General features: G+C 74.3%; 10 protein-coding genes. 6 read left to right on the top strand and 4 right to left on the bottom strand.

Going from position 1 to position 15,962, the window contains the following annotated elements:
* Positions 1–3: 3 nt before the first annotated feature.
* Complete coding sequence (locus OIE69_RS07765; RefSeq protein ID WP_326581037.1) at positions 4–1,992, bottom strand: Xaa-Pro dipeptidyl-peptidase; 1,989 nt, start codon at positions 1,990–1,992, stop codon at positions 4–6.
* 310 nt (positions 1,993–2,302) lie between these two features.
* Between OIE69_RS07765 and OIE69_RS07770 the strand changes: the two genes are divergently transcribed.
* The 4 genes from OIE69_RS07770 to OIE69_RS07785 all read left to right on the top strand — a co-directional run bounded on the left by OIE69_RS07770 (position 2,303) and on the right by OIE69_RS07785 (position 8,678).
* Entirely contained in the window at positions 2,303–3,874 is a 1,572-nt protein-coding gene (locus tag OIE69_RS07770) for an alpha/beta hydrolase (protein WP_326571201.1), read from the top strand.
* A gap of 47 nt (positions 3,875–3,921) precedes the next feature.
* Complete coding sequence (locus tag OIE69_RS07775; RefSeq protein WP_326571202.1) at positions 3,922–5,451, top strand: alpha/beta hydrolase; 1,530 nt, start codon at positions 3,922–3,924, stop codon at positions 5,449–5,451.
* A 15-nt stretch (positions 5,452–5,466) separates the two neighbouring features.
* Complete coding sequence (locus OIE69_RS07780; protein ID WP_326571203.1) at positions 5,467–7,035, top strand: alpha/beta hydrolase; 1,569 nt, start codon at positions 5,467–5,469, stop codon at positions 7,033–7,035.
* A 77-nt stretch (positions 7,036–7,112) separates the two neighbouring features.
* Entirely contained in the window at positions 7,113–8,678 is a 1,566-nt protein-coding gene (locus OIE69_RS07785; RefSeq protein WP_326571204.1) for an alpha/beta hydrolase, read from the top strand.
* 62 nt (positions 8,679–8,740) lie between these two features.
* Here the strand turns inward: OIE69_RS07785 and OIE69_RS07790 are convergent, their stop codons facing one another.
* Positions 8,741–11,137, bottom strand: a complete 2,397-nt coding sequence (locus OIE69_RS07790; protein ID WP_326571205.1) for a Tex family protein — start codon at positions 11,135–11,137, stop codon at positions 8,741–8,743.
* Positions 11,138–11,212: 75 nt separating this feature from the next.
* A complete protein-coding gene (locus OIE69_RS07795) occupies positions 11,213–11,767 on the bottom strand; it encodes a GNAT family N-acetyltransferase (RefSeq protein WP_326571206.1) in 555 nt (184 codons plus the stop codon).
* 69 nt (positions 11,768–11,836) lie between these two features.
* Between OIE69_RS07795 and OIE69_RS07800 the strand changes: the two genes are divergently transcribed.
* Entirely contained in the window at positions 11,837–12,700 is an 864-nt protein-coding gene (locus OIE69_RS07800) for a DUF6528 family protein (RefSeq protein WP_326571207.1), read from the top strand.
* Positions 12,701–12,901: 201 nt separating this feature from the next.
* A complete protein-coding gene (locus OIE69_RS07805; protein ID WP_326571208.1) occupies positions 12,902–13,906 on the top strand; it encodes an aldo/keto reductase family protein in 1,005 nt (334 codons plus the stop codon).
* Between the two features lie 58 nt (positions 13,907–13,964).
* On the opposite strand, the gene OIE69_RS07810 is transcribed toward OIE69_RS07805, so the two are convergent.
* The gene (locus OIE69_RS07810; protein ID WP_392567655.1) at positions 13,965–15,923 is read right to left on the bottom strand and encodes a primary-amine oxidase; all 1,959 of its coding nucleotides are present in this window, start codon (positions 15,921–15,923) and stop codon (positions 13,965–13,967) included.
* Positions 15,924–15,962: the final 39 nt, after the last annotated feature.

Consider the following 15,962-nt stretch of genomic DNA (forward strand, 5'->3'; position numbering starts at 1 on the left):
GGGTCAGCGCCCCGCGGGGACCACGGTCGCGGTGCGGCGCGGGGCCGGCGGGACGTCCGCGACGCGCTGTGCGGCGGACGTGTGCGGGGCCGCCGCGGCGAGGCCGCGCGCTCCGCCGACGAGCGGCAGCAGGGCACGCGAGCGGGCCAGGTCGAGGGTGACGGTGGGGGTGGTGTCGGGGGGCTCGACCATTCCCCCGTCGGTGCCGGCGACGATCAGCGCGAGCCGGTGCCCGGCCGGGACGACGTGGTCGGTGGCGGCCAGGGTGACGGTGGCCGTGTACGCCCGGCCCGGGACGAGCGGACGCCCGTGCCACGCGGAGGCGGCGTGCCCGAGGTCGGCCCAGCCGCGGCTCACCACGGTGTGGGCGACGTCGGCCGCGTCGGTGGCCGTGTCGCGGAAGCAGGCGCTGTCGCCTTCCGTGCTCTCGCCCCAGCACGAGCGCGTGGCCAGGTCGACGATGCCCTCCTTGGCACCCAGGAAGTCCCGGACGGTGTCCGGACCGAGGTCGACCAGGACCGCCGAGAGGTGGGCGCTGGTGGTCGAGGAGGACGCGGTGACGGTGACCGTCCCGCTGCCGGACAGCCTCAGGTCGCGCTTGAGGGTGCCGGTGGTGAAGACGGCCCTGGAGTCGCTCGGGGTGTCCGCCCCGGCGGCCCAGTCCTCCTCCCACTCCTGCGGCGTGTCGGTGAAGGCCGCCGTGCTGCCGGGCACTGCGGGGGCGGTGCTCAGGCCGCCCTGGCCGGGGACGGCGCCGGGGCGCAGGTTCAGCCGGGTGGGTTCGGTGCCGGCGGGCGGCCAGGAGCGGTCGGTCGTCCACTGGTCGGGGGCGCGTTCGACGTCGGCGCCGGGCTCCCGCTCCACGCCGTTGTGGACGCCCAGCAGGTAGTGGTCGAACCAGCGGTGCAGGGCGGACACCCATGCGTCGCGCCGGAAGTCGAAGGGGTCGACGTGGCCGGTCTGCGACAGCCACACCTTGCGTTCCACGCCGTGCGCGGCCAGCGCGCTCCACCACTGGCCGAAGTGCTTGGTGCGGACGTTGAGGTCCTGCATGCCGTGGACGGCGAAGACGCTGGCGCGGACCTTCCCGGCGTCCTTGGTGTAGTCGCGTTCGCTCCAGAACCCGGTCCAGTCGCCGCTGCGGGGCGCCCCGTCGACGATGCGCTGCTGCACGGCGGCGCAGCGGGCGCGGGCGGCCGGGCTCTCGACGTAGTCCGACAGCCAGTCGGGGCCGGAGTCGTAGAGGGCGGCACCCTGCTGGAAGTAGTAGTCGTACCAGGAGCTGATGGCACTGATCGGCACGATGGTGCGCAGGCCGCGCACCCCGGTCGCGGCGACGCCGTTGGCGATCGTCCCGTCCCAGCTCTTGCCGATCATGCCGACGTCGCCGGTGGACCAGCGGGCGCTCGCGGGCCGGGAGCCGGTGCGGGAGGTGTAGCCCTTGGCCCGGCCGTTCAGCCAGTCGATCACGGCCTTGGCCGAGCCGATGTCGGAGGGGCCGCCGACGTCCACGCAGCCGTCGGAGCGGTTGGTGCCGGCCAGGTCGACCAGGACGACGGCGTAGCCGCGCGGGACGAAGTAGTTGTCGTAGTACAACGGGGCCTGGACCATGCGGCCCTGGTCGTCGTAGGTCTTCAACTGGCCCTCGTTGCCGCGTCCGCAGCAGGAGTAGTAAGGGCTCGCGTCCATGATCACCGGGACCTTGCGGCCGGCGGCCGCGGGCTCGCGGGGCCGCACGATGTCGGCGGCGACCCGGTCGGTGCGGCCGTCTCCGTCGTCGTCGCGGCCCGTCTCGACCCAGACCGCCTCGCGGACGGCGTCGGCGTACGAGTAGTCCGGCCGGCTCAGCCCGTGCCGGACGGTCCCGGCGGCGGAGGCGGCCTGCACGGTGGCCACCGGCAGGAGGACGGCGGCGAGGGCGGCGATCACGGTCGCCACCAGGGAGGTCGTTCGTATACGGATGCGGTCGGTACGGGGGCGGGTGGTGCGCATGGGTGAAGGCACCCGCGGACGCTAGCCGCGGCCCCGCCCGCGGGGCCAGAGCGATACCGGACAACTTGCGTGGGCGCAGTGGCACTTGCGGCGGGGAGCGACACGGGGGGCGGCGCGCCGGGTTCACGCGTTCGGCTCAGCCCGGCGGTCCCCCGCACACGATCTGTGATGACCTGGTTACGCAGCCGGAGGTGGGGGCGACGGCGTGACCGCTCCCTGCCGGGGCGCGGCGCCCGGACCCGCCCCCGCGGCCGCTCACCGATGCCGACCAGCCCCGCGTCTCCCAACGGGCGGAAACGAAGGCGTGGCGATGAAAGCTGTCCCGGCCTCCGGCCGAATACCCTGGCGCGGCCTGCTCTGCACGCTCGCCGTGCTGGTCGCGTTCGGGCTGCTGCTCGCCACGTGCACCGCCGTGACGCACTCGGGCAGGACCGCCGGGCCCGTCCCCTCCGGGACGGCCTCCGCGAGTGCGTCGGACGCCGCGATCCGCGTGGACCTGCGGCGCTACTACACGCAGGACCCGCGCTGGAGGCCCTGCCCCGAGCGGTCGTTCCAGTGCGCGAGCCTCAGGGTGCCGCGCGACTACGCGCACCCGGAGGCGGGCGACATCGCCCTGTCCGCCATTCGCAGGCCCGCCACCGGCCGAGGCGCCGCGCGCATCGGCGCGCTGCAGATCAACCCCGGTGGGCCCGGCCTCTCCGCCGTCGACGACCTGCTGGCCTACGCCGACAGCTACTCCCCGTCCCTGCGCGCCGCGTACGACCTGGTCGCGGTCGACCCGCGCGGTGTCGGGCACAGCACGCCGGTGGAGTGCGGTGCCACCGGGCTTCCGGGCGCGGGGACGCGCGGGACGCGCGGGACCCCTCCTTCGGACGAGGCCGCGGTCATCGACACCTGGGCGGCCTACCACGCGGAGGTCGCCGCGGACTGCGCCCGGCGCGCCGGGCGGCTGCTGCCGCACGTGGGCACCCTCGACGCGGCCCGGGACATGGACGTCGTCCGCGCCGTACTGGGCGAGGACCGCCTGCACTTCCTCGGCTTCTCCTACGGCACCTACCTGGGCGCCACCTACGCCGAGCTCTTCCCCTCCCGCGTCGGACGGGTCGTCCTGGACGGCGCCGTCGACCCGGCCATGGACGGCTACCACGCCTATCTCAACCAGGCCCGCGGGTACCAGATCGCCTGGGAGTCCTTCGCCGCCGACTGCGCCGGCCGCGGACACTGCCCGGTCGGCCGCTCCGTCGAGGAGGCGGGCCGGACCCTGGACGCACTGGTCGCCGCGCTCGACCGCGCGCCCTTTCGGCAGGGCAAGGACGACCGTCTCGACGGCGAGGCCCTGCTCGGCGCGGTCGTCACCGCACTGCGTGCGCCCGACTGGGAGACGCTGCGCTCGCTGCTCGGCGGTGTGCGGGCCGGCGACACCACTGTGTTGCGGGAAATCGTGGGCTCCGAGGACGACGCGCCCGGTGACGAGTCCATGACGGCGGTCAACTGCCTGAGCTCCGCGCTCGAATCACGTTCGACCCCGGCCCAGACGCTTGCCGCGCTGCCCGAGTTCCGGCGGGCCTCGCCCCAGTTCGGCGCGTTCTACAACGAGGACCTGTCGACGTGCGCCCACTGGCCCGCGCGGCCCACGCAGCTCCCGCGCCGCGTCAGCGCCCACGGCGCCGGGCCCATCCTCGTCCTCGGCACCACCCGCGACCCCGCCACCCCCTACGACCAGGCCCGGGCGCTGGCCGACCAGCTCTCCTCGGGCCGGCTCCTGACCTGGGACGGCGACGGGCACACCGCCTACCAGCGCGGCAGCCGCTGCGTCGACACCGCCGTCGACGACTACCTGCTGCACGGTCTGCTCCCGCCCACCGGCGCGGTCTGCCGCTGACTGACCACCCGCCCCGCACTCCGCGCGGCGCACAGAAAGGCGTGGCCATGAACGCACCCCGACGCAGGCTGCACGGCTTCGTCGCCGTGCTCGGCAGTTGCGGGCTGCTGCTCACCGCGTGCGCGGCGGGCGACCTCCGGCAGACGCCGGCCGGGGCAGCCGCGGTGGCACCCGCGGGGGGTGCCGCCACCGCTGAACCGGCGGAACTGGCGCGCTACTACGGGCAGAAGCCGGGCTGGAAGGCCTGTGCCGAGGTGCCGTCGTTCCAGTGCGCCACCATCGAGGTGCCGCTGGACTACGACCGCCCCGAGGGGGGCGACATCACCCTGGCCGCAATACGCCAGAAGGCCACCGGGAGCGGCGCCGTGCGCATCGGCTCACTGCAGATGAACCCCGGTGGCCCGGGCTCGTCCGCGATCGCCTACCTTCTCGGCAACGCCGACTCCTTCTCCCCCGCGGTGCGCGCCGCGTACGACCTGGTCGCGGTGGACCCGCGCGGCGTCGGCGCCAGCACCCTGGTGGACTGCGCCGCCGAGACCCCCGCGGCGGCCCCGGACCCCGGCGCGCGCAGGGCGGACATCGACGCCTCGGCCGCGGGCTACGCGGAGGTCGCGGCCGAATGCCGCCGCCACGCGGGGCGGTTGCTCCCGCACGTGGGCACCCTGGACGCCGCCCGCGACATGGACGTCGTACGCGCCGTGCTGGGCGACGAGCGCCTCCACTACCTGGGTTTCTCGTACGGCACCTACCTCGGCGCCACCTATGCCGAGCTGTTCCCCTCCCACGTCGGCCGCATGGTCCTCGACGGCGCCGTCGACCCCGCCCTGGACGGCTACGCCTTCACGATCGGACAGGCCCGGGGCTACGAGGTCGCCTGGAAGTCCTTCGCCGCCGACTGCGTCACCCGGCCCGACTGCCCCGTCGGGCATTCGGTCCAGGAGGCCGACCGCATCCTGAACACCCTGGTGGCGACGCTGAACCGCACGCCCCTGCGGCAGGGCAAGGACATCACCGTCACGGGGGACTCCGTCCTCGGAGCGGTCGTCCTCGGGCTGCGGGCCCCGGCCTGGGAGGCGCTGCGCGCCGCGCTCGCGGAGCTGCGGGCCGGTGACACCACGGCGGTTCAGGCGCTCGCGGGCGTGGACGAGGAGACCGACCCGGGCGACCAGTCGTACTACGCCGTGTCGTGTCTGAGTTCCACGCTGGGAACGTGGTCGACCGTCGCCCAGGCGCAGGCGGCGCTGCCCGAATTCCGTCGCGCCGCCCCGCAGTTCGGCGAGTACTACGCCGGGACCCTGCCGATGTGCACCCAATGGCCCGTCCGTCCGGACCAGTCCGCGCACCGGATCACCGCGGCCGGCGCGGCGCCGATCCTGGTCGTGGGCACTCTGCGTGACCCGGCCACCCCGTACCCCTGGGCGCAGGCGCTCGCCGGGCAGCTCTCCTCCGGGCGGCTCCTCACCTGGGACGGCGACGGGCACACCGCCTACCACCAGGGCAGTACCTGCATCGAGAGCGCTGTCGACGACTACCTGACACAGGGTCAGCTACCCCCCTCCGGCACGGTCTGCGTCTGACGGGCGGTGGCCGCCGTGCGGGCCACGGGTGTCCTGTCCGGCAGGCACGGGCGCATCGCGGCCGGACTGCTGAGCGCTTGCCTGGTGCTGACCGCCTGTTCACCCCAGCGCCCGCACCGGCCGGCGGGCGCCGAGCGGTCCGCGACCGCGACCGCTCCGGTCGGCTCCGCCGCCTCGGCGGCGGCGTCCGTGGCGGCGTCGGCGGCAGCGGCGCCGGACGTGTCCCGCTACTACCGGCAGCGACTGGACTGGCGGCCCTGCCGGGAGGCGGCGTCGTTCCGGTGCACCTCGGTGACGGTACCCCTGGACTACACCCGTCCGGAGGCGGGCGACATCCGGCTGGCGGTCGTCCGCCACCGGGCCACCGGTCCGCGCGCGGCCCGGCTCGGCTCGCTGCTGCTCAATCCCGGCGGACCCGGCGTGTCGGCGGTCGACGACCTCCTGTCCTTCGCCGACGGATTCTCCCCCGCGATGCGCGCCGCGTACGACCTGGTCGGCGTCGACCCCCGAGGCGTGGGGCGCAGCGCCCCGGTCGACTGCGGGACGGGCGCCTCGCTGCCCGCCCCCGAGACCGAAGAGGAGGCCGTGGGGCCCGAGTCGGGCTTCGCGCTGATCGCCGGTGCGTGCGCACGGAGCGTCGGCCGGCTCCTGCCCCACGTCGGCACCCCCGACGCCGCCCGGGACATGGACGTCGTACGGGCGCTGCTCGGCGACGACCGGCTGGGCTTCCTCGGCTTCTCCTACGGCAGCTACCTGGGGGCCACCTACGCGGAGCTCTTCCCCTCCCGCGTCGGCCGCATGGTCCTCGACGGCGCCGTCGACCCCGGCATGGACGCCTTCCGCGCCACCCTCGGCATGGCGCGCGGCTACCAGGTGGCCTGGGACGCCTTCGCCGCCGACTGCGTCTCCCGCCCCGGCTGCCCCGTCGGCCGCTCACTCCGGGACGCGGGCCGCGTCCTGGACGGCCTGGTCGCGGAAGTCGACGAAGCCTCCCGGGAAGGATACGACCGAGGCGTCCCCGCCACCGGCGACGATCTGCTCACCGCGGTCACCTCGGCACTCGCGGCGCCGGCATGGGGCGGACTGCGTTCCCTGCTCCGCGAGGTGCAGGCGGGCGACGCCGCCACCCGGCGACTGCTCCTCGGCACGGACGACGTCGGAGGACCGGGTGAGCAGTCCCTGGCGGCGGTCAACTGCCTGAGCTCCGCGCTGGGTCCGCGGTCGACCGACGCGCAGACGCGCGCGGCCATGCCCGAGTTCCGCCGTGCGGCACCCCAATTCGGCGCCTACTACACCAGTTTCCTCCCGATGTGCGCCCACTGGCCGGCCCGGCCGACCCAGGTGCCGCACCGCATCACCGCCCGCGGCGCCCCGCCCATCCTCGTCATCGGCACCACCCGCGATCCCGCCACCCCCTACGACCAGGCCCGGGCCCTGGCCCGCCAGCTCTCCTCGGGTCGGCTCCTGACCCGGGACGGCGACGGGCACACCGCCTACCAGCAGGGCAGCCGCTGCGTCGACACCGCCGTCGACGACTACTTCCTGCACGGCCGGCTCCCACCGGACGGCACCATCTGCCGCTGACAGGCACCGCGTCGCGGACCTCACCACGCACCACTTCAGCACGCACCACTTCAGCACGACACGGGAAAGGCAGGGCGATGGACGCTGTCCGGCACACCGGCCACGGGCCCGGCAGGCGACGACGCCGCCCGGTCGCGGTACTGGGCGCCTGCGCCCTGCTGGCGACCGCGTGTGCCTCCCTGCACGCAGGGAGGCCGCCCGCCGCGACCCGCCCGGCAGCGGCCGGTGCGGCCCGCTCCGGGGACGGGCGGCCGGAACCGGCCCGCCACTACGCGCAGCGGCCCGCGTGGGAACCGTGCGAGGACGAGCCGTCCTACCAGTGCACGGCCATCGAGGCGCCGCTGGACTACGCCCACCCCGAGTCGGGCGACATCACCCTGGCCGTCACCCGCCTGAGGTCCACGGGGACCGCCTCCGAACGCATCGGCTCGCTGCTGTACAACCCCGGTGGTCCCGGGGACTCAGCCATCGGCGGCCTCCGGGAGATCGCCGAGGACTTCTCCCCCGCGATGCGCGCCGCCTACGACCTGGTCGCCGTCGACCCGCGCGGTGTCGGTGCCAGCACCCCGCTGGACTGCGGCACCGCCGCGCCGGCGACCGTCACCGGCTCCCGTCCGTTCGCCGGCGGGAAGCCGGACTTCGAGGCCCTGGACGAGGCGCGCGAGGAGACCGCCGACGCGTGCCTACGGCACTCCGGGTGGCTGCTGCCGCACGTCGGCACCCCGGACGCCGCCCGCGATCTCGACCTGGTGCGCGCCCTCGTCGGTGACGACCGGCTGCACTACCTCGGCTTCTCCTACGGCACCTACCTCGGCGCCACCTACGCGGAGCTCTTCCCCTCCCGCGTCGGCCGCATGGTCCTCGACGGCGGCGTCGACCCCACGATCGACGGCTACCGCCGCTTCCTGGATCCCGCACACGGCTACCAGGTGGCCTGGGAGGCCTTCGCCGCCGACTGCGCCTCCCGCCCCGGCTGTCCCGTCGGCCGCTCCGTGGCGGAGGCGGGCCGGGTCCTGGACGCCCTGGTGGCCCGTCTCGACCGGAGCCCGCGGCGGGAGGGCAAGGACGTCGCCGTCACAGGGGACGATCTGCTCCGCATCGTCCTGGCGGCGCTGAAGAGGCCGGCGTGGGACGAACTGCGCCTGGCGCTGGGCGAGGCGGTCGCCTCGGCCGGCGACACCGCCGCGCTCCAGAGGCTCTCGGTCGCGGAGGAGGAGGCCGTCGCCGATGTGGGGTTCACGGCGGTCAGCTGTCTGAGCGCGGCACTGGGGCCCGTGTTCACCCCCGCGCAGGCGGAGGCGCTGCTCCCCGCGTTCGTGCGCGCCTCGCCCCAGTTCGGGGCGTACTACTCCGCGCTGCTCACCACCTGCGCCCACTGGCCCGTCGGCCCGGCCCGCCCGGCTCAGGCCTTCTCGGCTCCCCCCACCCCGCCGATCCTGGTCGTCGGCACCCTGCGCGACCCGGCCACCCCGTACGCCTGGGCGCAGGCGCTCACCCGGGTGTTCCCCTCCGCCCGGCTGGTCACCTGGGACGGCGACGGGCACACCGCCTACCTGCGGCCCGGAAGCGCGTGCGTCGACGCCGCGGTCGACCGGTACCTGCTCAGCGGCCGGCTCCCGCCCGCCGGCACGGTCTGCAGCTGAGGACACGCCGAGGCGCGCTCCCCCGTACTACGGCCGGGGAGAGCGCGCCTCGGGCAGCGGGCTCAGCCGCGGCGGCCGTTGCCTCCGCCGAGGCCCTTGTCGAGCCCGGCACGACGCAGGGCGTCGGCCATGGCACCGCCGGGGGCCGGACGGTCGCGGTCGCCCCGGGACTGGCGGGGCGGGTTGCCGCCCCGGCGGTCGGGGCGGGGACCGCGCTCCTGGCGCTCGGGGCGGGGACCGCGGTCCTGGCGGCCGCCGCCGGCGTTGCCCTTGGCCGCGCCCGCCTCGTCCTCCAGGCGAAGGGTGAGGGAGATGCGCTTGCGCGGGATGTCGACGTCGAGCACCTTGACGCGGACGATGTCGCCGGGCTTGACGACCTCGCGCGGGTCGCTCACGAAGTTCCTGGACATCGCCGAGACGTGCACGAGACCGTCCTGGTGGACGCCGACGTCCACGAAGGCGCCGAAGGCCGCGACATTGGTGACGACGCCCTCCAGGACCATGCCGGGCTCGAGGTGCTTGAGCTCCTCCACGCCCTCCTTGAAGGCGGCGGTCTTGAAGGCGGGCCGCGGGTCGCGTCCGGGCTTCTCCAGCTCGGAGAGGATGTCGCTGACCGTCGGCAGACCGAAGGTGTCGTCGACGAACTCCTGCGGCCTCAGCCCGCGCAGCACCGTGGCGTTGCCGATGAGCGCCTTGATGTCGGTGCCCGCCGCGGTGCTCATGCGCCGTACGACGGGGTAGGACTCGGGGTGCACGCTGGAGGCGTCCAGCGGGTCGTCGCCGTCGGGGATGCGCAGGAAGCCGGCGCACTGCTCGTACGCCTTCGGGCCGAGCCGGGCCACGTCCTTCAGGGCGGTGCGCCGGCGGAACGGGCCGTTGGTGTCGCGGTGGGCGACGATGTTGGCGGCCAGGCCCTCGGTGATGCCGGAGACGCGGCGCAGCAGCGGCACGGAGGCGGTGTTGACGTCGACGCCGACACCGTTCACGCAGTCCTCGACGACCGCGTCGAGGGAACGCGAGAGCTTCACCTCGGACAGGTCGTGCTGGTACTGGCCGACGCCGATCGACTTGGGGTCGATCTTGACGAGTTCGGCGAGCGGGTCCTGGAGGCGGCGGGCGATGGAGACCGCGCCGCGCAGCGACACGTCGAGTTCGGGCAGCTCGGCCGAGGCGTAGGCGGAGGCTGAGTACACCGAGGCGCCGGCCTCGGAGACGACGGCCTTGGTGAGCTTCAGCTCCGGGTGGCGCTTGACGAGGTCCGCGGCGAGCTTGTCGGTCTCGCGGGATGCGGTGCCGTTGCCGATGGCGACGAGGTCGACCTTGTGGGCGGCGGCGAGCCGGGCGAGGGTCGCGATGGAGGCGTCCCACTGGTTGCGCGGCACGTGCGGGTAGATGGTGTCGGTGGCGACGACCTTGCCCGTCGCGTCGACCACGGCCACCTTGACGCCGGTGCGGAAGCCCGGGTCCAGGCCCATGGTGGCGCGCGTGCCGGCGGGGGCGGCCAGCAGCAGGTCGCGCAGGTTCGCGGCGAAGACCCGGACCGCCTCTTCCTCCGCGTCCTGGCGCAGCTGGACGCGCAGGTCGAGCCCGAGCCGCACGAGGAAGCGGGTGCGCCAGGCCCAGCGCACGCTGTCGCCGAGCCACTTGTCGGCGGGGCGGCCGCGGTCGGTGATGCCGAAGTGGTGGGCGATCTTGCGCTCGAAGGTGGAGGGGCCCTCCTCGACGGGCTCCTCGGGCTCCATGGTGAGGTCGAGGACCTCCTCCTTCTCGCCGCGCAGCATGGCGAGCACACGGTGCGAGGGGAGCTTGGTGAACGGCTCGGCGAAGTCGAAGTAGTCCGCGAACTTCGCGCCCTCCTCCTCCTTGCCCGCGCGCACCTTGGCGACGAGCCGGCCCCGCTCCCACATCCGGGTGCGGAGTTCACCGACGAGGTCGGCGTCCTCGGACCACCGCTCGGTGAGGATCGACCGGGCGCCCTCCAGCGCCGCCGCGGCGTCGGCGACGCCCTTGTCGGCGTCGACAAAGCCGGCGGCCTCGGCCTGCGGGTCCAGGGACGGATCACCGACGAGGCGGTCGGCGAGCGGCTCCAGGCCAGCCTCGCGGGCGATCTGCGCCTTGGTGCGCCGCTTGGGCTTGAAGGGCAGGTAGATGTCCTCGAGGCGGGCCTTGGAGTCCGCGGCGAGGATCTGCGCCTTCAGTGCGTCGTCGAGCTTGCCCTGGGACTCGATGGACTCCAGGATCGCGGCCCGCCGCTCGTCCAGTTCGCGCAGGTAGCGCAGGCGCTCCTCCAGCGTCCGCAGCTGGGCGTCGTCGAGACCGTCCGTCGCCTCCTTGCGGTACCGGGCCACGAACGGCACGGTCGCGCCGCCGTCGAGCAGCTCGACCGCCGATGTGACCTGACCTTCCCGTACGCCGAGTTCCTCGGCGATCCTGCGCTCGACCGAGACCGTTGTCGTCACGATGTGCGACCTGCTTTCTGGCTGGACTACCGCTGCATTATTGCGGAGCCCGGCCGCCCGGCCGCGAGCCTGGGCCTATGCCGCGCCGGAGTCCGCGCCGGAGTCCGGGCCGAGACGCTTCTCGAACCAGTGGTCGGCGTAACGTTCGCCGTTGTAGTCGGCGATCTCGCGGTAGCCCAGCTTCGCGTACAGGGTCCGTGCCTCGACCAGGTCGGCCCGCGTGTCGAGGCGGATCACGTCCGCGCCCAGGTGATCGCGCGCCGCACGCTCCGCGGCCCCCACCAGCAGCGCGGCCCCGCCGGTGCGGCGGGCCGCCGGGGCGACCCAGACGCGGCGGAGTTCGGCGACGCCGGGGGCGAGGACACGGACGCCCGCGCACCCGGCCGGGCGGCCCCCGTGGCGGCCGACGAGGAAGCGCCCGCATTCGCCGGAGAGGTCGTCACTGGTGTCCTCGGTGAGCAGGTCGTCGATCTCCCCCCGGGTCATCGGCCTGCCGTAGTAGCGGCTGACGATGTCGTCGTAGTACCTCCACAGCAGGTCCTTCGAGACGGCGTCGTCAACGGCGAGAGGGGCGATCTCCCATACGGGCGAAGCGTGGACGTTCGGTCGCGGTACGGTCACGCGGCCCATCGTGGCAGCACCTGCCGTCGCTATCCTCCGAATATTCGTTGGCACGTCAACGACGTACGGGGGCACGACATGACGCGGCACGCCGCGCGGAAGAGCCATCCCATCGCCACGGCGGACCAGTCCTGCAACGCCGTCCTGGTCTTCGACCCCGAGGCCGCGGACTGGTCGGGGCCCGCCGCCGTGACCTGGCGCTGGAGTGCGCCGGGCGGGGCCGGCACGAGCTGGCAGCACCTGTCGGACGTGCGGCTGCGCAGGACGCAGGCGTACGGGCGGGTCGTGCTCGTGGCCGCGTCCGGCGGCCGGGCGGCGATGGTGCGCGAGGACACCGGGGCGATCGTGTGGCAGACGGTGACCCCGGCCGACAGCCCGCACGCGATCGAGCGCATCCCGGGCGGGGTGATCGTGGTGGCCTCCGGCGCGCCCGGGCGCCTGCGGCTGTACGCGGACACCGAGCAGAGCGCGCCGTTCCGCACGGTGCCGCTGCCGAGGGCGCGCGGTGTGCTGTACGACCCGGAGCACGGGGCGCTGTGGGCGATCGGCGCCGAGCGGCTGGTGCGCTACGCGGTGTCGGGCCGGGGCACGGCGACGACGCTGACGGAGCACAGCGCCGTCCGCTTCGAGGGCGAGGGCCGTGATCTGCAGCCGGTGTACGGCGACCCGGGGTCGCTGTGGTTCACCGACACGTACGGGGTGTACCGGCTGGACGTCGCGACCAGCAGGTACCGGCAGGTGGACGGGGCGAGCGGGGTGAGCGCGTACACCAACCAGCCGACCGGGACGCGCATCCGGGCCCGGTCGCAGGCGGCGGGGCCCCGTGGCTGGGGCGGGCCGACGGTCGAGTTCCTCGACGCCGACGGAACGCCGGCGTACGCGCGTACCCGCCCCGGTGCGGAGTTCGCCACGGTGCGCCTGTGGACCCCGGACTTCCGCTGAGGCCGGACGCGGCGGGGGCCGCCGGGGACGGGGGGACCCGCCCCCGCGCCGTAACCGGGGCATGTAATGATCAGGTGTATTTGCCCCTGCCACCTTTTCTGCGGCCGACGCCCGACCGGGCGCCGCGCCCCCGGCGGGCCCCGGTGCGCCAGCACCCGGCCGGCCGGCACCCACGGACACGCCACCGGAGGCTTCGCTCCCATGGAATACCGCCATCTCGGCCGTAGCGGCCTGGTCATCAGCGAGATCGCGTACGGCAACTGGCTCACCCACGGCTCGCAGGTGGAGGCGGACGCCGCCACGGCGTGCGTGCGCGCGGCACTGGACGTCGGCATCACCAGCTTCGACACCGCCGACGTCTACGCGGGCACGCGTGCCGAGTCCGTCCTCGGTGAGGCGCTGAAGGGCGAGCGCCGCGAGGGCATCGAGATCTTCACCAAGGTCTTCTGGCCGACCGGCCCGGGCCGCAACGACCGCGGGCTGTCGCGCAAGCACATCATGGAGTCGATCGCCGGCTCGCTGCGCCGCCTGCAGACCGACTACGTCGACCTCTACCAGGCGCACCGGTACGACGTGGACACCCCGCTCGAGGAGACGATGGAGGCGTTCGCCGACGTCGTCCACTCGGGCAAGGCCCTCTACATCGGCGTCTCGGAGTGGCCCGCGGAGCAGATCCGGCGCGCCCACGCCATGGCGCGGGAGCTGCGCATCCCGCTGGTGTCGAACCAGCCGCAGTACAACGCCCTGTGGCGGACCATCGAGGGCGAGGTCGTCCCGGCCTGCGAGGAACTGGGCATGGGCCAGGTCGTCTTCTCGCCGATCGCGCAGGGTGTGCTGACCGGCAAGTACCGTCGGGGGCAGGAGCCCCCGGCGGGCTCGCGTGCCACCGACGACAAGGGTGGCGCGGGCATGATCTCGCGGTGGATGCGCGACGACGTGCTCGACGCCGTCCAGCAGCTCCAGCCGCTCGCCGCGGAGGCCGGGCTGTCCCTGGCCCAGCTGGCGGTGGCGTGGGTGCTGCAGAACTCCAACGTCTCGGCGGCCATCGTCGGCGCCTCCCGCCCCGAGCAGGTCGCGGAGAACGCCAAGGCGGCGGGCGTCGTCCTGGAGAAGGAGCTGATGGCGCGCATCGAGGAGATCCTGGAGCCGGTCGCCGAGACCGACCCCAAGCGGGTCCACGAGAACGTCCCTCCGCACCGCTCCTGAGCGGTGCGCCCCGGCTCCGCGGTCCGTGCGGACCGCGGAGCCGGGGCACGGGTTCACGTCAGGCGGTGTGGCAGTGGCCCTCGCCCCGCGGGGTCTCCTTGGGGAGGTCCAGCGAGGGGTTGCGGTCGAAGAAGCCGGTCGGCTTGAGGGTGAACCCGCTGTGGTCGACGGGCATGACCGGCCACTCCTCCAGCCGCGGCAGGTGGGTGGGGCCGAAGGTGTGCCAGACGGTCAGCTCGGTGTCCTCCAGCGACTCGCCCGCCGCGGTCCACAGGGGCAGTCCGGCGCCGCCCGCGTTCTGGTTCGGGTAGTCGCCCGCGGGGAAGCGCCGCTCGGGGCGGTGGCGGGTGACCCACACGTGCTTGGTGCCGTAGGCCATGCGCCGGGCGACCGCCGAGTCGGGCTGGGCGAGGACGACCGGGCCGGGCTGCGGCACGAGGGTGTACGCCACGGGCTTGCCCATGCGGTTGAGGGAACCGGGGTTGGTGATCCGCCAGCGGCGGCCGGCCAGCGGGTCGGCGAGGCGGCCGCCCTCGGCGCTGTCGGCGACGGGGGTCACGCGGGTGGTGAAGACGTTGCCGTTGGGGTTGTCCGGTCCGCTCGGGACGGGGACGACGTCCACCTCCTCCACCGTGTTGGCGTGGCCGTCGACCGCCGCGTCCAGCCGTACGCAGAACAGGTGCTGGTGGAACGGGGCGAGCAGGCCGGGCGCGACCTCCGTGCCGACCGCGTCGGCGGTGCCGGGCTCGACGGCGGAGGTCTGCACGATGCCGGTGGACTTGGCCTCGAAGCCGATCGTGCCGTCCTGGTGGAAGTACCAGTAGAAGCCGTAGTCGTAGTTGCCCACGGTGGCGATGTAGGAGACGACCAGGCGGCGCGCGCGGCGGCTCTCGGCGGCCATGTCGTTGAAGATGTCGGTGTGCTTCCACAGGAGGCCGTAGTCCTCCTCGTGGATGCAGATGGCGTTGGGCAGCGTCTCGGGGTTGCCGAGGTCGTCGGAGAGGACGGCGTCGAGGTAGGTGATCTCGCCGAGGCAGTCGCAGCCCAGCTTCAAAGCGTTGGCGTTGCGGCCGAGCGAGTACTCGCCCGCGTCGAGGAAGGCGACCCAGTTGCGGTCGTCGCCGGGCTCGGCGTAGGCGACCGCCATCTCGGCCAGGGAGGCGCGGTGCAGCACGGGACGGACGCGGTCGCCGTCCTCGTGGCCGATCTGGTGCAGGACCAGGCCCTCGCGGCCGTTGAAGTCGATGCGGAAGCGCCACTTCTGCCAGGTCAGCAGCCGGCCGCTCAGGGCGAAGGACGGCCCCTCGGGCTGGGTGATCTCCAGCGGGCGCAGGTCGGTGCGGGCCGGGCCGTTGAACTCGGCCTCGTAGCGGCCGCATTCGGTGGGGATGGGCACGGCGCCGGTGTCGATGAGGCGCACGACCTTGCGCTCGATGACGTCCACGTCGGCGACGAGCCCGGCCACCGGGTGCGCCCAGGGGCTGTCGGAGGCGTCGCAGCGCAGCCAGGTTAGGGAGCGCATCAGGCGGGCGCCGGGCCGGTCCTCGAAACGCAGCGGGCCGGCGCCGAGGGGGGCGGCGACGGCGAGGTCGAGGTCGGTGACGCCGCGTTCGGCCATGGCCTTGCGCCAGCCGGGGTCGGCCTTCACGACCTGCTCGACGATCTCGTACTCCTCGAAGGTGACCGGTGGCTGGCCCTCCTGCTCGGTGTCGAGTGCGCGGTGGGCGACGACGGCGCCCGCGGTGACGTCGACCAGGGCCTCGGCGGCGGCGCCGGTGACCGAGTCGAGGAGGGTGACGCGCAGCCGGCGCACCACGGGGTCCCCGTCGCGGTGGGCGTCGGCGGTGTGCCGGTCGGGCTCGTCGAGGAGGACGAGGGGGAAGCGGGTCGCGTCGGTGACCCTGCCCTCCTCGGTCAGGATGCGGCGGGCGGCGGAGATCTCGTCGGCGGTCAGCGGGTCGAGGGGGTGGGGTGCGGCGGGCGCGGCGTCTGCGTCGGTGTGGCAGCAGGAGGACATCGGGACAACCCTCTTGTGGACGTTGGTCGTTGCGCGGAC

Source organism: Actinacidiphila glaucinigra, assembly GCF_035918135.1.
GTDB lineage: Bacteria > Actinomycetota > Actinomycetes > Streptomycetales > Streptomycetaceae > Actinacidiphila > Actinacidiphila glaucinigra.